This is a genomic window from Caballeronia sp. LZ065, assembly GCF_031450975.1.
Classification (GTDB): domain Bacteria; phylum Pseudomonadota; class Gammaproteobacteria; order Burkholderiales; family Burkholderiaceae; genus Caballeronia.
Genome location: NZ_JARUXV010000002.1, coordinates 888,072 through 908,843, shown reverse-complemented (window position 1 = coordinate 908,843; position 20,772 = coordinate 888,072). Strand labels below are relative to the sequence as shown.

Genomic DNA, 20,772 nt, shown 5'->3' with positions numbered 1-20,772 from the left:
TAGAGCATGCAAAACGCAAAACGCAAAACGCAAAACGCAAAACGCAAAACGCAAAACGCCCGGCGTCACGCCGCTCCGCCGCAACCCATTCCAAAGGATCGACCTCAAATGGATCGGATTGATGTGATGCGCATGTTCATCCGGGTGGCCGACTCCGGAAATTTTTCGAAGGTTGCCCGGGAAACGGGCGTCAGCCAGCCGACTGTCAGCAAGCTGATTGCCGGGCTGGAAGCCAGGTTGGGTGTGCAATTGCTGCGACGCACGTCGCGTGGCCTGAGTCTGACCGATGCCGGCCAGGATTTCTATGACTCGGCAAGCGTTATCGTGGAAAGCGTGGATGAGGTCGAGGCAAGGGTCGGCAACAAGGAGGCATCGCCGTCGGGCTTGGTCAGGGTTGCGCTTTCGCCGGCCTTCGGTCGGATGGAGATCGTGCCGCATCTCCCCGATTTCCTTTCTCGCTATCCCGACATCAGCGTGGAATTCGATGTGTCCCAACGCTATGTCAATCTGGTCGAAGAAGGACTGGATGTGGCGATCCGCGTAGGTCCCTTGAGCGATTCGGCGTTAGTGGCGCGGCGCATCGGCAGCATGGGATATCTTACGACCGCCGCACCCTCGTATCTTGAGAAGGCCGGCGTGCCTCACACGCTGGACGACCTCAAAAAGCACGCCTGCATTGCCTTCATGTCGCGCGACGCAGCCCGGCCGTGGGGGTTCGTCGGGCCCGAAGGTCCCGTCGAGTTCATCCCGCAAGGACACGTGCGCAGCAACGATGCGGAATACGTGCGTGCGGCCGTACTGGCGGGCCTCGGCATTGGGCACAACGCGGGCTGGCTCTACGCCCGTGATGTCGCTGACGGCCGTCTCGTTCCATTGCTGGCGGAATATGCGCCGCCTCCATTCCCGATCCATGCCGTCTGGTCGGGCAGCCGACGGCTCGCAGGGAAGACTCGGGCCTTCATCGATTTTCTGGCTGAGTTGTTCGCTGAGAATCCTCTTCTGAAAATACGCTAGGCGCGGTCGCGGGCCTATGCTCGCACGGCATGGCACGTATGCCATTCCCACTCCTTCCCGAGGTCCGTCGCGAGGCCTATCTTTGCTCTCAAGGCACCACGCTGATTCATTCTGGAACCAGCCGGTTTCACTGACACAGACTTTCCAAAGGAGTAGCAATCATGGTTGACGAAAATGGTCCTCATTATTTCGTGGCATTCCAGACCCCGGGACCGAACTGGATTCGCGGTGTCCGGTACAACGAGCAACCCGACTTCATGAAGCACGTGGCTTACATGATCGAGATGCAGGAGAAAGGGCTCACGGTGTTGAGCGGCCCGTTCATGGAAAAGGCCGGTGGCCTCGCCGGTGTTCTGGCTGATGGAGGAATGACGATCTTCAAGGCAGCCGATCTCGAGGAAGCCAAAAGGATCGCAACGGACGATCCGACCGTGCAGTCAGGGTTGCTCAACGTCGAAGTCAAGATGCTCTGGGTTCCCTTTCACACTTGACAGGCGCTTGGTACCTTGGCGGGAGCAGAAGACCGGGCGTCATTCATCGCGCGTTGGCTAACGAATCGCAGCCTGTATGAGACTTGCCACGTTGGCCCGCCGCCTTCCTCCGCACGACGAGCCCGGCCCTGTCATCCCGTGGTCTGCGCACTGCCGGCCCGACCTCGCGTGAAGTGGCCCGGCTTGAGCGCCATCACGGCGATGAGACTGAGCGCAATGCCTATCATCACGTACAGCACGGGCGCCAACGGCGAACCCGTGAGCGCGATGAGCCACGTGACGAACGTCTGCGCAAAGCCGCCAAAGACAAGCACGACCACGTTGTTGACCACGGCGAGCGACGTCGCGCGCGAACGCTTGGGGAACATTTCCGCGAGCGTCGTGCAATAGACGCCAAGGAAGGTGGCGCTGACGATGCCGATCACGATCTGCGCGACCAGCAGGCGTGAGACGTAGCCGGCGTCAGCTTGCAACAGACCCCGGATTCGGATACCGATTTATCGGAAGGAACTGCTCGCAGCTGATGACATCCGCGCGGCGCTGAGCCCGCCGGGCTGCACGGACCGGGGACGGCCATGAGGCGACGCCCGGCCGCCTTTGGGAGCAGGCCGGCAAGGGGCGCATTCTATTTGAGGAACCAGAAGCGGCCCGCAGCCGCTGATCACTCAAGTGAGGTCAGCGCCAGCTAACGGTGCTTTGTCTGGGGGCTCGCACATGGAAACCAAAGGGAGCATAGTCGGGCGCGGCTGCGCGTCGCATGTGCGACTGCCTTTTGCCTCAGTCACCGGCGGCCTATCGTCAGTGCCGATGGTGGACCGCTCCAAGTCGATCAGAAACCGTCGCCGGTAAGGTGATCGGCCGTTGAACGAAGCCCTGATCGGCGAACGGGCCATGGTCCGGCTACAACCCATTATGCTCAACCCGCAATGGCTGCGAACGTTCGCGGCGCTGGCCGAACTCGGCAATTTCACGCGCGCCGCGAAACGGCTCGATCTGACGCAGGCCGCCGTCTCTCAACATGTGCGCCATCTGGAAGATGCGCTCTGCCTGCTGGTGATACGCCGATCGCGCGCCATCGAACTGACGCCTGCGGGGCGCGCGCTGCTCGACTATTGTGAAGCGATGAACAGGCGCGCCGGCGGCTTGATGCGCGCGTGTCCGGTCCTGCAAAAGAGGCCGGAGAGATTGGAATGATCACGCCGGGAGGTATCGGGCTGGCGTTGCTTCCGTTAATGCTGGATTGGCAGGCGTAGCATCCGCAATGGAAGATTCGTCACTGCGTCGCGCCGGATCCGGACGTGCTCGACGCCGTGCTGACCAATCGATACGACCTTGGCATCGTCATACTCAAACCCGATGACACGCGTTTGACCGCGCGCACATTCATGCAGGAGCCTCTGGAACTCGTCGTGCCAGCGGGCGCAAAGGTGCGTGCGTGGAGCGATCTCGAAGCGCTCGGTTTCATCGATCATCCGGATGGGCCGGCGATGGCCAATCGCTTGCTGAGCCGGCGGTTTCGGAAGAACGTGAGCATGGGGGACCTGCCGCGCAACGGTTTCAGCAACCAGTTCGCGCACATCCTCGAATTCGTGGCGTGCGGGCTGGGATTCACGGTCATTCCGCGTTATGCGCGGGTGGCGTTCGCGCAGCAGCATAAGATCGAGGTGATGGAATGCGGTTCACCCGTGGTCGAAACCTCGTGGCTCATTCATCGCGCGGAATGGCCGTTGCCCGCGCGCTGCGCGCGGGCGGTGAGGTATTTGGAGGCGCGGATGAAGGGGCAGTGCGGCAAGATGGCCTGATTCGCCGCCGCCGCGATCGCGCCCATGATGTCGGTCAGGCGCTGCGCCGCTCTGTTGATTAACGTCATCGCGCTGCCCGCTTCATCGATGTATCGATCACTTCCTCGATCTTTTTGACCGCAGCCGATCAGCGCAGCGCCGGTGACTTTCTGCTGCGACTCCCGGTTTCGTCGCATTGCCACGGAAAAAAATCTACGGGCTGCGCCGTCGCCACGTGAAGCGGCGAGGCTCCTCACGGTCGATTGCCGACGACGCGGCGTCGGCGACAACGAGCGAGTGGCCGTCGCGCCTCGTAAGGAGACGCTCGGGCGAGCCGCGTCGTCCAGAGACAGAACAGAAACTTTTCTCGCGGACATGAACCTGACTCACCAGCCCCGACTGACTGCGGCGTGGGATCACCTATTGCCGCGCACACTCGAAATCGACCTGCCAGGCTGAACAACGCGTTCCCTCGCTGAACCCGGCGATAGCGAACCGATAGGCAATTCTCAAACCGCATCCTTCTGTTGAATCTCACGGTCAAACGAACTGCGGCTGATTCCAGTCGACAACAAGGCAAACTGGTTCAAAGCAGACTCGAACGAAGATCGCAAACTCTTGACAGACACCACTCCCCAGGATTATTAGCATTTAATTTGCGCCTGTTCCTCTGCTCGAATCTGCCGCCCGAAGCCACGCATGAATTCCCCATGACGACACTCTTGGTCTTCGCTATAGCCTTGCCGTGGTTGCTCATCGTCTTTGGCTGCTGGCTGGGCTATCAACTGGTGCGTCAACATGGGCGAATCTTGCTGAGCCTGGAAGCGCTCGAGAATGGGTTTCGGGGTGGACTGGCTGAGCCTTCCGATCCTGCATCGAATGCCTTGATTGGCCTGCCTTCACGCTCTATCGCTCCGGACTTCGAATTGCCTGACTTTTCCGGGGGTCTTCACCGGCTCTCGGATTTCCGGGGCCGTCCTGTCCTGTTGATCTTCTTTAACCCTGCCTGCAGTTTCTGCATGAGCATGATGCCGGAGCTGAAGGTCTTCGAGCTTCAAGGCAAAAACGGCAAGCCAATGCCGTTAGTCATAAGCACAGGAGAAGCCGAAACAAACCGCCAGCTCTTCCAGACGCACGGTATTGGATGCCCGGTTCTGCTGCAGAAAGATAGGGAAGTGGCTGCGCAATACCAGGCGCATGGCACGCCGGTGGGCTATCTCATCGACGAGAAGGGAAGCGTCGTCAGTGAGTTGGCCATGGGCGCGGCAGCCCTGGTGGCGTTAGCAGCGTCGCCGACTCCTGAAGCCACACCGGAACCGAACCACAGTCGCCCGGCTGAGTCAGCCGCCCGAGGAAACAAACCGATAGACAAAAGCCGGCTCAACCGAAGCGGGCTCAAAGCCGGAACGCCGGCGCCCAATTTTCGTCTACCAAGCGTGGATGGAGATGAACTGGCCCTGGAGGATTTTCGGGGCAGACGGGTGTTGCTCGTCTTCACGGATCCAGGTTGTGGCCCATGCCAGCTTCTGGCCCCGCACCTGGAACGCATACATCGTGAGCAGAAAGATCTCCTGGTCCTCATGGTGAGCCGCCAAGACCCAGAAACTAACCGCCAGAAAGTGGCCATGCTCGGATTGACGCTTCTGGTGGTGCTGCAAAGAAACTGGGAGGTCTCGCTCCAGTATGCGACGTTCGCTACACCAGTGGGTTACCTCATTGATGAGCGTGGAGTACTGGGATCCGACGTGGCCGAAGGATCCGACGCCATTCTGGCTTTAGCGGCCAGCCAAAGCGCGCCCTCCGGCAACGCCGAGCTTCATACTGAACGTACTTTGTGATTGCACGAGTCATTCCTCCGGGACCCCATGCCCGCAGATTCCAGGACGCCGCCATGAAAATCCGCTCCGTCAACCCGAATGCAATGGACCATCAATTCGATGAGTGGACCAAGGCCGTCGCGCACGGGCCGACCCGGCGCAAGACTCTGCGACTGATGAGCCGTGGCCTGTGTGGTGCGTTCCTGACCTCGCTCGGGTGGAGAAGCTGGGCCGCGAGCAGCACGACCGTCGCCGCTGCCCGCGCCTCGAATTCATTCGGTGCAGAAGACGACATCGCGACCGCCTCGGCGCAGAAGGGGCTCTCGATCTGCCGCAACCAGGAGTACGCGCTCTGCGCGGGTGTCCGCTGCTTCGTCTATAACAACGTCGCCTATTGCCGCTGCAACGTGCTGTATGGCGACAGCGTCAGCCGTTCGTTGTCATACTCCGGCGGGGATGTTTGCACCTTCAACGCCCAAGGCTCGAGCAACGGCTATGTGGTGAGCACCTTCAGCGTTCCCCCGGCAAGCGTAGGGCAATCCGGAGATCGGGCGCTCTATTTCTGCCCCCCAACTTCAAACTCCGGTGCCTATGCCTCGTGCGATGGCGGCATCTGTTTCGCGAGCACACGAGGTCAATCGTTCCCGGGCCTCGGCCGCCTCGGACAAGATCAGATCGTGTGTTCCTGTCCAATAGCGACCGGCACGTCAGGCTCGGCGGCCAAAGTAGGCCACCAGATCTTTGGCCCTTATCCGTGCCAGGCTTCCTTCTTCGAGAACTGCAAGAACACGGTCGCCACCGGAGGCAACGGTACGATCCTGTACGAAGGCGCGCCTACCGGTTCCTACGAAATTGGCGCCTTGGTGTTGAACAAAAGGCTTGCGCACTTCAACATGTGCCTTCCCTGAGCGTTCGTACGCGCTGATGAGATCCATGTCCTTAATCAAGACATCATGATCGATGCCGGGATCTTAAACAGTGGTCCGCCCCAACAGTGACATCGTTGCCGGTCTCACTCGCTGAATCAATTCAGGCAGGCTGGCGTTGTAACGCGTTGATCGACGCACTGATGTCTTTACGAATAGAGATCGACCCACGGCTGGCGAACGCCATGAACGGCGTTAAAAAATCCGCTGTCACGTGCCTGCTCATGGCCGCTTTCGGCCGCATGCCAAACCCACAGCAACAAAAAAAAGGCGGCGCCAATCAAGCGCCGCCCACTCACAAGAACGCGCTACCGTACCTTCCCCGCCTTCCACGCCGATAACAACTGCTCGTACTTCACCGTCTCACCCTTAGGCTTCTCATTAGCAAGCCGCTTCCACGGCGCGTTCTTGTCGGACAACCACTTTGACGGATCACTCTGCGCATTAAGCTCTGGCGCACAGACCTTCATCCCGGCCCGCTGCAACCGCGCCAACACCTGATCCATCTCTTTCGCAAGGTTATCCATTGCAGCCTGCGGCGTCTTCTCACCCGCGACGGCAGTACCAACATTCTTCCACCACAGTTGCGCCATCTTCGGATAGTCAGGCACGTTGTTGCCGGTCGGCGTCCACGCGATGCGCGCCGGGCTGCGATAAAACTCGATCAACCCGCCATACTTGTCCGCGTTCTTCGTGAAGTAATCGCTATGAATATCGGAGTCGCGAATGAACGTGAGACCGACAATCGACTTCTTGAGCGACACGCTCTTCGACGTCACGAACTGCGCATACAGCCACGCGGCGGCCCGCTGATTCGCCGGCGTCGACTTGAAGAAGGTCCACGAGCCGACGTCCTGATAGCCGTTCTGCATGCCGTCCTTCCAGTAAGCGCCATGCGGGGACGGCGCCATGCGCCACTTGGGCGTACCGTCCGCATTCGTGACGTTGCCCGGCTTGAGCATCGACGCCGTGAACGCCGTGTACCAGAACACCTGTTGCGCGATGCGGCCTTGCGCGGGCACCGGACCTGCTTCGCTGAACGTCATGCCCGATGCTTCCGGCGGCGCATATTTCTTGAGCCAGTCGATGTACTTCGTCGTCGCGTAGACGGCCGCCGGACTGTTGGTGCCGCCGCCGCGCGACACCGACGCGCCTACCGGATGGCAGCCGTCAGGCGTCACGCGAATGCCCCATTCATCGACGGGCATGCCGTTCGGAATCCCCTTGTCGGCTTCCCCCGCCATGGAAAGCCATGCGTCCGTGAAGCGCCAGCCGAGCGAGGGATCTTTCTTGCCGTAATCCATATGCCCATAGACTTTCTCGCCGTCGATGTTCTTCACATCGTTCGTAAAGAATTCGGCGATGTCTTCATACGCGGACCAGTTGACCGGCACGCCGAGATCGTAACCGTATTTCGCCTTGAACTTGTCCTGGAAATCCTTGCGTGCGAACCAGTCCGCGCGGAACCAGTACAGGTTCGCAAACTGTTGGTCTGGAAGCTGATAGAGCTTCTTGTCGGGCGCGGTCGTAAAGCTCGTGCCGATAAAGTCCTTCAGGTCGAGACCAGGATTGGTAAATTCCTTGCCTTCGCCCGCCATGTAATCGGAGAGCGGCACGATCACGCCATAGCGATAATGCGTGCCGATCAGGTCCGAGTCCGAGATCCAGCCGTCGTAAATGCTCTGCCCGGATTGCATCGAGGTCTGCAATTTCTCGACGACGTCGCCTTCCTGAATGATGTCGTGCTTCACCTGAATGCCGGTGATTTCACTGAACGCGGCGGCAAGCGTCTTCGATTCGTAGATATGCGTGTCGATCGTTTCCGACACGACATGAACCTCCTTGACGCCTTGCGACTTGAGTTTCGCCGCGGTGTCGATGAACCATTTCATCTCGTCCATCTGTTGCTGTTTCGACAGCGTGCTGGGTTGAAATTCGCTGTCCACCCATTTCTGCGCCTCGGGCGTGCCCGCCAGAGCCTGGGTCGCGAAGGCGCCTGACACGATGCCAGCCGATGCCAGCGCGACGATCCGTCTCCTCTGATGCATGGTCTTCTCCTGTGTCTTCGGTGCCCCTTCGACCGTGTCGGCGCCCGCTGGGGGCATCAGCGGAGCCGGCCTTGCCAGTCTTCATTGCATGCGTCCGCGTGCTAGCCCTTCCACATGATCGCGAGCAACACCAGCACCGAGGCGGTGAAGCCGGGCCACGCACTCGAACCCTCGGCGCTGATGGCGAGCCACGCGAGATTTACATACGCGGCAAGCAACAGGCCGATGAACAGCCGATCACCGCGCGTCGTCGCGATCGGCAGAAAGCCCTTTCGTTCATGCGTGGGCGAGCGCAGTTCCCATACCGTCATGCCGCCCAGCATGACGGCGATGCAGCCGAAGAAGATCGCTACCTCGGGCGTCCAGTACATCCAGGTGAACATCACACCCTCCCCATCGCGAAGCCCTTCGCAATGTAGTTGCGCACGAAATAGATCACCAGCGCACCGGGAACGATCGTCAGCACGCCCGCCGCCGACAGCACACCCCAGTCCATGCCGGCCGCCGACACGGTCCGCGTCATCACGGCGGCGATCGGCTTCGCGTTGACGGACGTCAGTGTGCGTGCGAGCAGCAGTTCGACCCAGCTGAACATGAAGCAGAAGAAAGCCGTGACGCCGACGCCCGACTTGATGAGCGGAAGGAAGATCTTCACGAAGAAAGCGGGAAACGTATAGCCGTCGATGTATGCGGTTTCGTCTATCTCTCGCGAGACGCCCGACATGAAGCCTTCGAGAATCCACACGGCAAGGGGCACATTGAACAGCATGTGCGCCAGTGCGACCGCAATGTACGTATCGGTCAGGCCGATGCTCGAATAGAGCTGAAAAAACGGCAGCAAGAATACCGCAGGCGGCGTCATGCGATTGGTGAGCAGCCAGAAGAACATGTGCTTGTCGCCGAGAAAGCGATAGCGTGAGAACGCATAAGCAGCAGGCAGCGCGACCAACACCGACATCACCGTGTTCATCAGCACGTAGATGATCGAATTGATATAGCCCCAGTACCATGAAGGGTCCGTGAAGATGACCTTGTAGTTATCGAACGTCACGTGCTGCGGCAACGTGGCGAACGTCGACATGGTCTCCTCGTTCGTGCGCAGCGAGATCGAAAACATCCAGTAAAGCGGAATCAGCGCGAACAGCATATAGACGACGAGCATCACGGTTCGCATCCAGCGGCGCTTATCCTGCATGGCCGTCTCCTTGCGCAGCGGCCCCGCCTTTTCCTACGCGGCTCATCCAGTTATAGAGAATGAAGCACAGCAGCAGGATGATCAGAAAGTAGATCAGCGAGAAAGCCGCAGCCGGGCCAAGATCGAACTGACCGACCGCTTTCTGGGTCAGATACTGGCTGAGAAACGTTGTGGAATCACCCGGACCACCGCCCGTCAGCACGAAGGGTTCGGTGTAGATCATGAAGCTGTCCATGAAGCGCAGCAGCACGGCGATCATCAGCACGCCGCGCATCTTCGGTAATTCGATGTAGCGGAATACCGCAAGGCGGCTTGCGCCGTCAATTTCCGCGGCCTGATAGAAGGCATCTGGAATCGCGCGCAAGCCCGCATAGCACAGCAGCGCGACGAGCGGGGTCCAGTGCCAGATGTCCATCACCAGCACGGTGATCCATGCGGCCGTGGGACTCGCCGTGTAGTTGTAGTCGAAGCCAAGACGATTGAGCCAGTAGCCGAGCAGTCCGATATCCGGGCGCCCGAAGATCTGCCAGATGGTGCCTACCACGTTCCACGGAATCAGCAACGGCATGGCAAGCACGACGAGTGCGGCCGATGCGCGCCATCCCGACGCCGGCATCGACAGGGCGAGGCCCACACCCAATGGAATCTCGAACAGCAGTACGCATGCGGAGAAAATGACCTGTCTGCCAAGCGCCTCGCGCAAGTCCGGATCGGTCATGGTGTTGCGAAACCACTCGGTACCCACGAACACATGCTGCGTGGGGCCGATGATGTCCTGCACCGAATAATTGACCACCGTCATGAGCGGCAGGATCGCGGAGAACGCGACGCAGATGAACACCGGAATGACCAGCAGCCATGCTTTCTGATTGACGGGCTTTTTCATCGCGCAGCCCCTTCGGAGACGCGTGTTTCGATTCTTTCGTCGTTGCAGAAGTACACGGTTTCGGGCGCAACGAGATGCAGCCACGCAGGTCCGTTGACAACCCGCACATGCGGCTCGATCCTCGCGTTGAAAACATGACCGTCGCATTGCGCGGTGACCAGTTGATAGTTGCCGAGCTGCTGCGCATTGAGCACCTGCGCGTTCACGGCGCCGGCTCCTCCCTCCTGCGAAAGGCGAACGAATTCCGGGCGAATCCCCAGTTTGAGCGCGCCGCTTGCCTGCTGATGCGCGTTCCGTAGCGTCGCCAGCGTGCCGGCGTCGAGCGGCAGGCGCTGTGAGCCGATCCTGGCGCCGTCGGCGTCGAGCTCGATCGGACACAGGTTCATGCCCGGACTGCCGATGAAGTAGCCGACAAAAGCATGATCCGGCCGCAGGAAAAGCGCATCGGCGCCGCCCTTTTGAACGACGCGGCCATTGGTCATGACCACGACTTCGTCGGCGAAGGTGAGCGCTTCTACCTGATCGTGCGTCACGTAGATCAGCGTGAGCTTGAGTTGCTGGTGAATCTTCTTCAACTGGCGGCGCAGCATCCACTTCATCGCCGGGTCGATCACGGTCAACGGTTCGTCGAAGAGGATCGCCGCGACATCCTTGCGCACCAGGCCGCGCCCAAGCGAAATCTTCTGCTTGGCGTCGGCGGCCAGGTTGTTCGCCTTGAGTGGCAGGTCGCGGGTCATATCGAGGATATCCGCGACTTCATGCACGCGCTTCGTGACCTCGGCGGCTGATAGCTTGCGATTGCGCAGTGGGAACGCGAGGTTATCGAACACGGTCATCGTGTCGTAGACCACGGGGAACTGGAACACCTGGGCGATGTTGCGTTCACGCGCACTGAGCGCCGTCACGTCGCGTCCGTCGAACAACACAGTGCCCTCCGACGGTTTGACAAGCCCCGACACGATATTCAGCAGCGTGGTCTTGCCACAACCCGATGGACCGAGCAATGCATAGGCGCCGCCGTCATCCCAGACCATGCTCATGGGTTGAAGCGCGTAGTCGTCGACGGTCGCGGGGTTCGGCCGGTACGCGTGAGCGAGATTCCTGAACTCAATGCACGCCATAAACTGCCTCCGGGCGGGACACCAGTTGGGTCTCTGCGCCGAACACGAACAGTTCGTGAGGGTCGATGAAAACGTCGAGCTGCGTGCCGAGCTCGATCTGATGCACGCCCTGCAACTGCGCCACGAGGTTGACCGCGCCAGTCAGCGTGCGCAAGTGCAGGTAGGTTTCGGAGCCGCTTAGTTCAGCGAGTTCGAGCCGGCACGGCACCGCGATCGCATCAGCGGCCTTCGGCTGAAGACGCAGATGCCCCGGCCGGATGCCGATGCGGCATGTGCCGCTCACAGATGGACCGTGCTCGACCGGAACCTCCACGCCGATCGGCAGACGCGCGCGGCCGTTGCCGCAGTCGCTCGTCAGCATGTTCATTGGCGGGTCGTTGAACACGGCGGCGGCCGCGACGTTGACCGGTGCGTTATAGACATCGAGCGTGGGACCGAACTGCAGAACCCGGCCCTTATCGACGATCGCCGTATGGCCGCCCAGCAACAATGCTTCGAGAGGTTCGGTCGTCGCGTAGACGACGGTGGTGTTCCCGCCGGCGAAGAGCAGGGCCAGTTCCATGCGCAATTCCTCGCGCAGCTTGTAGTCGAGATTGACGAGCGGCTCGTCGAGCAGCACCAGCGACGTGCGCTTCACCAGTGCGCGCGCGAGCGCGCAGCGCTGCTGCTGCCCGCCTGACAGTTCGCCTGGCCGTCTTTCCAGCAAATGATCGATATGCAGTTTCGCCGCGACTTCATGCACGCGCCGGCGGATTTCAGCAGGGTCGGTCTTTTGCAGGCGCAAAGGCGAGGCGATGTTCTCGAAAACCGTCATCGCCGGGTAGTTGATGAACTGCTGATAGACCATCGCGAGATTGCGCTGGCGCACGCTGACGCCTGTCACGTTCTGGCCGTCGACGAGCACGCGCCCGTCGCTCGGTCTGTCCAGACCCGCCATCACGCGCAATAACGTTGTCTTGCCGGCCTGCGTGGGTCCGAGCAGCACATTGATGGCGCCTGGGACAAGGCGCAAATCCACGCCGTACAAATACGGTTGCCCGCCAGAAACGACACTGACCCGTTCCAGTTCCAGGACCAAATCGCTCTCCTTCGCGGCGTGCGCGACGCCAGTCGCAGCGGCGGCGCATCAAGGTGGCGTCAATTGGATTTCGCGTGGATTACGTGCAGCAATCGAAATGTCCCTTTTGTTGGTTGGCGTTTAAATTGGGGTAAACCTTACGACAGGATGAAGCAGTCGGCGCAAGACCGGTTTTGCGCGTCAGCGGAGAGGCGGAGGGCTTTCGTTTCGAGGCTGAGTGGGGAGTCGATGAGGCGGATCGGCTGGCGACGTTGCTGGTCAAGCCGCCAGCGGTGGCCACGCAGGAGGCCATGCGGGCAATCGGCAAACAGCCGTGCGAGCCTGTCCGGCTCGAACGGGGTTCAGCGTGGAGAGACTTGACGGTTCAAGACAACGCGTCGTATCGACATGCGTCACGAAGGTGCCGCACGCCGTTGCCGGGACTTCAACCGGTTTTATGCGAACGCGTCCGCCACATGCAGCACGTGTGCATAGACAGCCCCCGCGCGCAGGACGACAGCAATCGCATACGCTTCGTCGAGCGCCTCGCCCGATGCGCCGGCTTCAAGCGCCTGTGCATGGAAGACCCGGCGGCGCGAATCGTTCGATTGCGCATACGCGGCTGCGGCCGCCGCGATCCAGACCAAAGCCGGCGTCAGCGCGTCGGTGTCGAACACCTGTTGCACGAAGCATCGTCTCGCTTCGGCGATGCTCGTGCCCGCGACCGCGTCGTCATCCTGGACGACGAAGGCGCCCGCATCGATCGCTACCACGCTGTCACCGAGCGATTCGAGCGCAGCGCTCAGATAGCTGATCGCCACCGATTCAGCCGCGCTCGCGCCGCCATGACGTGCCAGTTCGGCGTGATGTTCGATGCAGAACGCACAGCGTGTGATCTGCGCGATCGCGACAGCAACCAGATGTTTGTCCTTCTCACCCAGCGCGCCGGCCTTCCAGACGGGTGCCGACAGCGCGCGAAACGCTTTTGGCGCGGCATGTTCGCGTTCGAGCCGGGCCAGGACGCGTGCTTCTTCTGTATGGGTGCGGGCGTGGCTCATGACTTTCCCTTCAGGTGATGACGGCGGGATCGACGGCCGGCTGCGGAGCGCGAAGTGCGCCGCGTGCAGCTGGATCGGCGGCGGCCAGCACCGCGATGAGACTCAGCAATCCGAGCGCGCTGATATAAGCGCAAATCAGCCAGGGCGTGTTGCCGCCCACTGCCAGCAATGCGGCCGCGACGAACGGCGTGAGGCCGCCCGAAATCAACGTGCCGATCTGATAGCCGAGCGAGATACCACTGTAGCGCACCTCTACCGGAAACTGCTCGGCGAACCATGCAGCGCCAGGCGCATAGATGGCTGCATCGAAGAGGGCGAGTTCGATCGCGAAGACCAGCGGCAGATATCGCAGATCGCCATGATCGAGAAACCAGAAGAACGGCCAGACCAGCAGGCTGAGGCCCACCACGGCCCAGATTGCCGGCCCGCGTCGGCCGATGCGATCGGTGAGCGCGGCCCACAACGGCGTCGCGATCACCGCGAACGCCGAGCCGACAATCACCGCAGTCAGCGCATACGAGGCGCCACCGCGCTTGAGGTTCAGATAGCTGATGGCATAGGTCGTGACGATCGCGTACATGGCCGGTTGCAGCAGACGCAAGCCTATCGTGACGAGCAACGCGCGGCGGTGGTGGCGCAGCACGTCGGCGACCGGCGCGCGGCGAATGCGGCCTTCGCTCTGCATCGCAACGAACGGCGCGGGTTCGTCGATACGCGAACGGACGAACGCGCCGACCGCCACCAGCACGACGCTGAAGAGGAAGGGGATACGCCAGCCCCAGTCGTTGAACGCTTCGACCGGGAGCGTCGAGCGCACCGCGAGAAAGGTCCCGGATGCGAGCAACATGCCCGTCGCCGATCCGACCTGCGTGAACGAGCCGAGCAGACCGCGCCGGCGCGGCGCCGCGTGCTCGACCGACAGCAGCGACGCGCCGCCCCATTCGGCGCCCGTCGCGACGCCTTGCAGCAGGCGCAAGGTGACCAGCAGGGCGGTCGCCAGCAGACCGGCGCTCGCGTAGGTCGGCAGCAGACCCGTCAGCAGCGTGGCGACGCCCATCAGCACGAGCGAGAGCACCAGCACGCGCTTGCGGCCGATGCGATCGCCGAAGTGACCGGCGAACACGGCGCCGAGCGGCCGCGCGAAGAAGCCCACGCCGTAGGCGGCGAAGGAACCGAGAATGCCGGCAAGCGGATGGGTGGCAGGGGGAAAGAACGTGTGGCTGAAGATCAGCGCGGACGCTGTGCTGTAGATGTAGAAGTCGTACCACTCGATGGTGGTACCGATGAAGGCGGCAAAGGCGACGCGCGCGGTGCCGGTGCGCGCGTCGTTGAGACGTGCGGGGATGCCATGATTCTGTAGTGACGGACTTGAACGCAAAGGCGCAATTGGAGCATCGATTGGTTGCGTTGCTAACCAATCGTTTGTGCTTTGCATAGACGCGGGAACGCGAACGGTGTCCTCCCGCGCGCCCCGATCAAACGTACCGCTTGCTCGCCGCCAGCAGTTCCGGCGTGCCGATCAGCTCGTTCAACTGGTCGAAGGTCAGCATCTGCGGCCACATTGGTTCAGTCGTGCCGTGGTTCAGCAGACTCGCGTAGTACCCTTGCAGCCCGTGCGCCACGAAGCGCGCCGTACCGCCCGGAAAGATGACGATGCGGTATCCCCGTTGCCGCAATTCCGCGACGCTTCGGACCGGCGTCTTGCCGCCTTCCACCATGTTCGCCAGCAGCGGAACCCGCTCGCCGAAGCGTCGGCACACGATATCCATCTGCTCGACCGTATGAACGGCTTCGACGAAGAGCGCATCGACGCCGCATGCAAGGTAGGCCTCGGCGCGCTCCATCGCGGCATCGAAGCCTTCGACCGCGATGGCGTCGGTGCGTGCGAGGATCAGCGTATCGGTGGAGTGGCGCGCATCGAGCGCGGCACGCAGCTTGCCGCACATCTCGGCCGACGACACCAGCGTCTTGTCCGCCAGATGACCGCAGCGCTTGGGAAAGCCCTGGTCTTCCAGCTGGATCATGGCCGCGCCCGCCCGCTCGAAGTCGCGCACGGTGCGCTGCGTGTTCAGCGCATTGCCGAAGCCCGTATCGCCATCGACGATGACCGGCGTGCGCACGCGGTCGGTGATACGCCATAACGTGTCGACTGCTTCCTTGGCCGTCGTGAGGCCGACATCGGAGCGCCCGAGCGAGGTATAGGCGACCGCTCCGCCCGACAGATACAGCGCCTGGAATCCGGCCTGTTCCGCGATGAGCGCAGTGAGTGCATCGTAGATGCCGGGTGCGAGCACGGTTTCGCCCGCAGCGAGACGGCGCTTCAAGGCGCCCGACGGCGACACATCCTCATGCGACGACATGAGCATCTCCTTGTGCCGTCGTGGCGGCCGGAACGGATCCGTCGAGCCCCGGCTTGAGAAGCATGTTCATGCGTTCGGCCTGGCGTTTCTCGAAGCGCACGAATGCCTCGGTGATATAGCTGCCACGAACGCCGCCGCGCACCGAACCCGGACGCGCATCGCCGAAGTAGTACTCCCATTCGGGCGGCAGCGGCGCCGAATCGGGTACGGACATCCACAGGCGCAGCAGATGACGACGCCGCGCCTCGTCTTCGAAGTCTTCGAATTCCGTACGTGAATGCAGCATCACGTAGTTGTTGAGCAATTGCAGATCGCCCTGTTCGAGCCACATGGAAAAGCACAGGCGCGGATCGGCGGCCAGTTCATCCAGCAAGTCGAGCGCTTCGGTCAGTTCGGGCGCGAGGCGCGGCACTTCCGGAAAATCCGCCTGCGCCGCATTGGTGTTCTTGCGATTCGCACGCAACGCGAAATGATCCGTCAGCGAGCCGATCACCGGGCAGTTGTAGAATCCCGGCCGGCCGGGCGCCTGCGTGCCCTGATAGCTGTGAAAGACCGGTCCTTTCAATGCATCGAGCAATTCCGGCCGACGCTTGCGAATCTCCTCGACCAGCGCGAACGAACTCGTGATCTTGCTCTGGCCGCCCGACTTGGCCTCATGAAGACAGAGGAGGGCGACGACATCGCACGAATCGGCATGGAAGTCGAGCGCCGCATTGGTGTTGTAGCCGCGGCCGTTCTTCGACTTATAGGTCGCGCCCGAATCGCGCACATCGTTCATGACTTCGCTGGCACGATTTTGCGTGCGCGCAACCCCGACGTGCAGGCCGAGTCCCCAATAAGCGAGTTTCGCTTCCTCCACGGACCATTTGTGGACCGGGAAGCCTTTCAGCAAGCACATGCCGAAGCGTTGCTGCGTGGCGCGGAACGCGCGATGCAGAATCTCGGCGGATGCAGCCTCAAGCGGAAAGTCTTCCGACGTCATGTCGAGCAGCGGCTTGCCGAGCGCCTTCGCGTGGCGCATGGCCCGGTCGAAGCCCTCCGCTGCTTCGTCGCTCATGCGAAGGGTCCACGACGGGTCGCGTTCAAGGTCAGCGCTGTACCATATCTCGGGCTTACCCTGATGGGCCGTACCGGACTCGGACGGCTTCACCGATGCTTCGCTCATGCTTATCTCCTTGGGGCAGGGATAGACTCCCTTTGCCTGCAAGAATAGGGCAACGCTTCGTAAGATAAAATGGAGTTTTGCTGACGAAACTCGACAAAAAATCTGATGAAGATCGAAATCTTCAATACCTTGCAGGCGGTGCTCGATGTCGGTTCACTTGCGGGCGCGGCGAAAAATCTGCATCTGACACCCAGCGCGGTCAGCATGCAAATGAAGCAGTTGGAGGCCTACGTCGGCCGGCAGTTGTTCGATCGCTCGGGCCTGGAAGTGCGTCCGCTGCCTGCTGCGTACGAGTTGTCGGAGTTGCTGCACGGCATGCTGTCGCGCCTCGATGCGTTTCGCCGTCAGCCCAGCTTTCAGGTTGAAGGCCATGTGCAACTCGGCATGCTCGAATCGATGCTGCCCGTCGTGCTGCCCGAGTTGCTCAAGCGGCTGAAGACACGCTATCCGCTGCTGCATCTTCAAACACGGCGTGGCAAAAGCATCGAGCTGACCAACGCGGTCAAGGCGGGTGATCTCGATGCAGCAGTAGTCGCGCAGCCGGAACGCGGCTTGTCGCGGCTGCACTGGCAACCGCTGATCAAACGCGGGCTGACCCTGATGGTGCCGCCGCAGGAACGCGAACGGTCGCTGAGCGCGCTGCTCAAGCGCTACGAGTGGATTCGCTATGACCGCAATACCATCTCGGGCGCGATGGCCGCCAAATATATTCAGCAGCGCTTCGGCGGCAAACCGGCGGGAGACCTGGAGTTCGACAGCGTCCGTGCGATTGCGCCGCTGGTGAGCGCGGGGCTCGGGATTTCCCTTGTGCCGCTCATGGAGCCGGCCATCTGCACGCTCTATCCCGTCACGGTCATTGCGTTGCGCGATGCGCCGGTTCTCCAGTTCTCGCTGGTCACGCGCAAGACGGACATCGAAAGCCGGCAATTGCTCGCGTTGCAGGAGATCCTGCTCGCCGCCACGCGCGCGGCCGAGCGGGACACGGCTTCGGACATGCCTTGACCATAGAGAAGTGCGCCGTCGCTAAGTCAAAAAAATTGACGTGAAATCTAACGATTATTCAATAAAAGTTTTCGCGGGCGCACTTTAATATGGCATGAAAGCCTCGCATGCGGACCGGGTGGGGCGCTCATCATCGCCGCTTGTCTCGACCGGTGGCCATGACGAGCGACACGGAGAGCGATTCCACGAGAACGCCCACACGGTTCCGACGGCCAAAAAAAAGGAGACGTTTCTTGAGCCAATCCCCTACGCTGCGCGCTCATTCCGGCGCTCGCCTCGACAGGCTGCCGATCGGCCGGTTCCATTGGCATCTCGTGGGCATGATCGGGGCCGGCCTGTTCCTCGACGCCTTCGATATCTATCTGCAAAGCGGCGTGCTGGCGACGCTCGTCAAGGGCGGCTGGTCCACGCTGCAAAGCAACGCCGCTTTCATCTCCAGCACGTTGATCGGCATGTGGCTGGGGTCGCTGATCGGCGGCTATATCGGCGACCGCTATGGGCGGCGCATGGCCTATCAGTTCAACCTTGCAGTCTTCGGGCTGGCCTCGATCGCCGCGGTGTTCGCGCCGAACATGACGGTGCTGATCGCGCTGCGCTTCGTGATGGGCGTCGGCCTCGGCGCCGAGCTGATCATCGGCTATGCGACGCTCGGCGAGTTCGTGCCGAGTCTCGCGCGTGGGCGTTTCGGCGCTATCCTGGCGCTGCTGACCAACCTGTCCGTGACGGCCACCGGGATCATCGGTTACTGGGCGATTCCCGCGCTCGGCTGGCGCTCGATGTTCGCGCTCGTCGGTCTGGGCGCCATCGGCATCTGGTTCATGCGCAAGTCGATGCCTGAATCGCCGCGCTGGCTCGAATCGCAAGGTCGCCACGAAGAAGCGGACGCGTTGTTGCGGTCCATCGAAGCGCGTTTTCCGCAGCTTCCGGCGTGGGATAGCGTGTCGGCGGCCGTGACGGCGAAGGCGGTCGATACGGCGCCGGTCGCGGCAAAACCCGGCTATCGCGAACTATTCCGGCATCCGCTGCTGTCGCGGACCGTGCTCACGATGATCATGTCGGCGGTCAACATGTCGGTGCTGTACGGACTGATTGCCTGGTTTCCGACCTTTCTCGTCAAGCAGGGCATCGCGGTCACGTCGACGCTGGGCTACACGGCGGTCATGGGGCTCGGCACGCCGGTCGGCTGCCTGATCGGCATGGCGCTGACGGACCGCATCGGACGCCGCGTGAGCATCGTCGGCGTGCTGGTGCTCGAAGCGGTCGCCACGGCGCTCTATCCGATGGTTCACTCGCCCGTCGAACTGATGGCGACGGGCGCCGTCATCATGATGTGTTCGTCCTGCATCACGTCGCTTGCCTTCGCGGTCTATATCCCCGAACTCTTTCCTACCGAGTTGCGGATGCGCGGGTCGTCGCTGTCGGCTGCCGTGGGGCGGCTTGCATCGGCCGCTGCGCAGGGCGGCATCGTGATGATCTTCGGCATCGGGGGATCTTCGGCGTCACCAATTTCCTCATCGGCCTGATCGTGTTGCAGATTCTCGCGTTGCTCGTGCTGGGCGTGAACACGCGAGCGCAAACGCTGGAGGACATCGAGCCGAAGGATGCTCCTCACGCAGAACCAACTTCGGCCTTGCATGGCCGCGGCGCGAGCCTGTCTCAAGCCGATTGAAAAGCGAGACGCGCCATCAGTGCGATGGCGCATCTCCCAGACACCACGGCCAACGGATCATTGCTCGACCGTCAACGGCGGTCCGAGAAACTCGATGTCCCACTTCGCACCCAGCTTCGCGAGCGTCTCCGGGGCGGGAATGCCACGGGCCATGACGTCGCGCAGTTCGCAGAAGAAACGGGTGGCGTCGAATCCTGGCGAGATCAGCACCAGCATATGCGACGTGTCATCGCTGATATTGACGAAGCGATGCGTGGTGCCGGCCCGCGCCGTCAGCGTCTCGCCCGCGTGCAGGATGCGACGCATGCCATCCACTTCGAAGAGATAGCGCCCTTGCAGCACGTGGAAGATCTCGGTTTCATTTCGGTGCCGGTGCAGCGGCGGGCCGAAGCCCGGTGCATCGTGGGTTTCGATGAGCGTCGCGCGCCCCTCCGTCTCCGAGGGCTCGATGCAGACCGTCAGTTCCAGCCCGATCGCAGGAATGCAAATGGCGCTATCCGCGATCGGATAGGTGTCGATGAGTTGCGGCTTCATGATGGCGGTCCTTCGTCGATAGCGCATGGGTTCAATGATGGTCGAACAGGGCAATCTGCTTCGACTTGATCATCGAGCGGACCTTGGTCATGAACTTGGTCTGCGGGTCTTTCTGGCATTCTTGCGCGACGGTCGCGGCGACCGGCTGCATGGTATCGACGACCGTGGTTTCGGTGCCCGACACGCCGAGCTTGTCGACGCCCGCAACCCAGTAGACGAGTGCCGGCTTGTATGCTTCGTCAACCTGAACGAAGTCGGCGCACGTCATCCTGGCGGGGGTGATTTTCTGTTCGGCGGCGTGGGCCATGCCGGACACGCCGACGGTGAGGGCGCACAGGGCGGCTGCGAGGCTCTTGGCGAAGTTCATTTGGACATCCTTGATGGTGGGTTGAAGAGGTGAAGTTCGAGACTGCCTGCGCATCGTATCGACGCAGACTTAGTCCGGAATTACCATCAAGGATGCAGTTGAGTTCAAGCGCCCCGCATCAGAACGCGTGCCGCAAGGCCACGCGCGCGACCAGCTGCGCCGAGTTGGATGACACGTTCTGCGCGCCGACATGAAACGACAGCGTGAATGGGTACTGCGGGTCACTTTGAATTTCTGATACCGCGGATTCCTGAGCGTGTTGCGGTCCGACGCGAGCGGCA

Annotated in this window: 22 protein-coding genes; 9 read left to right on the top strand and 13 right to left on the bottom strand. The window is 61.6% G+C overall.

Features of this window, described 5'->3' with window-relative positions; translation table 11 throughout:
• Positions 1 to 6 precede the first annotated feature (6 nt).
• Both QCE63_RS18375 and QCE63_RS18370 read left to right on the top strand, forming a co-directional pair.
• Positions 7 to 1,014 (top strand): LysR family transcriptional regulator, encoded by a 1,008-nt coding sequence (locus QCE63_RS18375; protein WP_309834943.1) that lies wholly within the window; start codon positions 7 to 9, stop codon positions 1,012 to 1,014.
• A gap of 161 nt (positions 1,015 to 1,175) precedes the next feature.
• Entirely contained in the window at positions 1,176 to 1,505 is a 330-nt protein-coding gene (locus tag QCE63_RS18370) for a YciI family protein (protein WP_309834942.1), read from the top strand.
• A 131-nt stretch (positions 1,506 to 1,636) separates the two neighbouring features.
• On the opposite strand, the gene QCE63_RS18365 is transcribed toward QCE63_RS18370, so the two are convergent.
• On the bottom strand, positions 1,637 to 1,978 hold the full coding sequence (locus QCE63_RS18365; protein ID WP_309834941.1) for a hypothetical protein: 342 nt from the start codon (positions 1,976 to 1,978) through the stop codon (positions 1,637 to 1,639).
• A gap of 388 nt (positions 1,979 to 2,366) precedes the next feature.
• On the opposite strand from QCE63_RS18365, the gene QCE63_RS18360 reads away from it, so the two are divergent.
• The 4 genes from QCE63_RS18360 (at position 2,367) to QCE63_RS18345 (ending at position 6,011) form a co-directional block, all read left to right on the top strand.
• Positions 2,367 to 2,699, top strand: coding sequence for a LysR family transcriptional regulator (locus QCE63_RS18360; protein WP_309834940.1), 333 nt, complete (start codon positions 2,367 to 2,369; stop codon positions 2,697 to 2,699).
• A gap of 104 nt (positions 2,700 to 2,803) precedes the next feature.
• Positions 2,804 to 3,307 (top strand): substrate-binding domain-containing protein, encoded by a 504-nt coding sequence (locus QCE63_RS18355; RefSeq protein WP_309834939.1) that lies wholly within the window; start codon positions 2,804 to 2,806, stop codon positions 3,305 to 3,307.
• 689 nt (positions 3,308 to 3,996) lie between these two features.
• Positions 3,997 to 5,124, top strand: a complete 1,128-nt coding sequence (locus QCE63_RS18350; protein WP_309834938.1) for a TlpA disulfide reductase family protein — start codon at positions 3,997 to 3,999, stop codon at positions 5,122 to 5,124.
• Between the two features lie 53 nt (positions 5,125 to 5,177).
• Complete coding sequence (locus tag QCE63_RS18345; protein WP_309834936.1) at positions 5,178 to 6,011, top strand: hypothetical protein; 834 nt, start codon at positions 5,178 to 5,180, stop codon at positions 6,009 to 6,011.
• A 326-nt stretch (positions 6,012 to 6,337) separates the two neighbouring features.
• Here QCE63_RS18345 and QCE63_RS18340 read toward each other — a convergent pair whose 3' ends face one another.
• The 10 genes from QCE63_RS18340 to QCE63_RS18295 form a co-directional block, all read right to left on the bottom strand.
• Positions 6,338 to 8,077: an ABC transporter substrate-binding protein gene (locus QCE63_RS18340; protein WP_309834935.1), complete on the bottom strand. Its 1,740-nt coding sequence runs from the start codon at positions 8,075 to 8,077 to the stop codon at positions 6,338 to 6,340.
• A 101-nt stretch (positions 8,078 to 8,178) separates the two neighbouring features.
• Complete coding sequence (locus tag QCE63_RS18335) at positions 8,179 to 8,460, bottom strand: DUF2160 domain-containing protein (RefSeq protein ID WP_309834934.1); 282 nt, start codon at positions 8,458 to 8,460, stop codon at positions 8,179 to 8,181.
• Positions 8,460 to 9,272, bottom strand: coding sequence for a carbohydrate ABC transporter permease (locus QCE63_RS18330; protein ID WP_309834933.1), 813 nt, complete (start codon positions 9,270 to 9,272; stop codon positions 8,460 to 8,462). The genes QCE63_RS18335 and QCE63_RS18330 overlap by 1 nt, the downstream gene beginning before the upstream one ends.
• On the bottom strand, positions 9,262 to 10,158 hold the full coding sequence (locus QCE63_RS18325; RefSeq protein ID WP_309834931.1) for a sugar ABC transporter permease: 897 nt from the start codon (positions 10,156 to 10,158) through the stop codon (positions 9,262 to 9,264). The genes QCE63_RS18330 and QCE63_RS18325 overlap by 11 nt, the downstream gene beginning before the upstream one ends.
• On the bottom strand, positions 10,155 to 11,279 hold the full coding sequence (locus QCE63_RS18320; protein ID WP_309834928.1) for an ABC transporter ATP-binding protein: 1,125 nt from the start codon (positions 11,277 to 11,279) through the stop codon (positions 10,155 to 10,157). The genes QCE63_RS18325 and QCE63_RS18320 overlap by 4 nt, the downstream gene beginning before the upstream one ends.
• On the bottom strand, positions 11,266 to 12,357 hold the full coding sequence (locus QCE63_RS18315) for an ABC transporter ATP-binding protein (protein WP_309834927.1): 1,092 nt from the start codon (positions 12,355 to 12,357) through the stop codon (positions 11,266 to 11,268). The genes QCE63_RS18320 and QCE63_RS18315 overlap by 14 nt, the downstream gene beginning before the upstream one ends.
• Before the next feature lie 434 nt (positions 12,358 to 12,791).
• Positions 12,792 to 13,394, bottom strand: a complete 603-nt coding sequence (locus QCE63_RS18310) for a carboxymuconolactone decarboxylase family protein (RefSeq protein WP_309834926.1) — start codon at positions 13,392 to 13,394, stop codon at positions 12,792 to 12,794.
• A 10-nt stretch (positions 13,395 to 13,404) separates the two neighbouring features.
• Positions 13,405 to 14,772: an MFS transporter gene (locus QCE63_RS18305; RefSeq protein ID WP_309834924.1), complete on the bottom strand. Its 1,368-nt coding sequence runs from the start codon at positions 14,770 to 14,772 to the stop codon at positions 13,405 to 13,407.
• 97 nt (positions 14,773 to 14,869) lie between these two features.
• Positions 14,870 to 15,754, bottom strand: a complete 885-nt coding sequence (locus QCE63_RS18300) for an isocitrate lyase/phosphoenolpyruvate mutase family protein (protein ID WP_309834922.1) — start codon at positions 15,752 to 15,754, stop codon at positions 14,870 to 14,872.
• Positions 15,741 to 16,919, bottom strand: a complete 1,179-nt coding sequence (locus QCE63_RS18295) for a TauD/TfdA family dioxygenase (protein WP_309834920.1) — start codon at positions 16,917 to 16,919, stop codon at positions 15,741 to 15,743. The genes QCE63_RS18300 and QCE63_RS18295 overlap by 14 nt, the downstream gene beginning before the upstream one ends.
• 105 nt (positions 16,920 to 17,024) lie before the next feature.
• Here QCE63_RS18295 and QCE63_RS18290 point away from each other — a divergent pair, with 105 nt between their 5' ends.
• From QCE63_RS18290 to QCE63_RS18280, 3 genes are all read left to right on the top strand, one after another.
• On the top strand, positions 17,025 to 17,921 hold the full coding sequence (locus QCE63_RS18290; RefSeq protein ID WP_309834919.1) for a LysR family transcriptional regulator: 897 nt from the start codon (positions 17,025 to 17,027) through the stop codon (positions 17,919 to 17,921).
• A 233-nt stretch (positions 17,922 to 18,154) separates the two neighbouring features.
• Positions 18,155 to 19,444: an MFS transporter gene (locus QCE63_RS18285; protein WP_309834917.1), complete on the top strand. Its 1,290-nt coding sequence runs from the start codon at positions 18,155 to 18,157 to the stop codon at positions 19,442 to 19,444.
• 2 nt (positions 19,445 to 19,446) lie between these two features.
• Positions 19,447 to 19,590: a hypothetical protein gene (locus QCE63_RS18280; protein ID WP_309834915.1), complete on the top strand. Its 144-nt coding sequence runs from the start codon at positions 19,447 to 19,449 to the stop codon at positions 19,588 to 19,590.
• Between the two features lie 57 nt (positions 19,591 to 19,647).
• On the opposite strand, the gene QCE63_RS18275 is transcribed toward QCE63_RS18280, so the two are convergent.
• Both QCE63_RS18275 and QCE63_RS18270 read right to left on the bottom strand, forming a co-directional pair.
• On the bottom strand, positions 19,648 to 20,124 hold the full coding sequence (locus QCE63_RS18275) for a cupin domain-containing protein (RefSeq protein WP_309834912.1): 477 nt from the start codon (positions 20,122 to 20,124) through the stop codon (positions 19,648 to 19,650).
• Positions 20,125 to 20,155: 31 nt separating this feature from the next.
• Positions 20,156 to 20,491: an HdeA/HdeB family chaperone gene (locus QCE63_RS18270; RefSeq protein ID WP_309834909.1), complete on the bottom strand. Its 336-nt coding sequence runs from the start codon at positions 20,489 to 20,491 to the stop codon at positions 20,156 to 20,158.
• Positions 20,492 to 20,772: the final 281 nt, after the last annotated feature.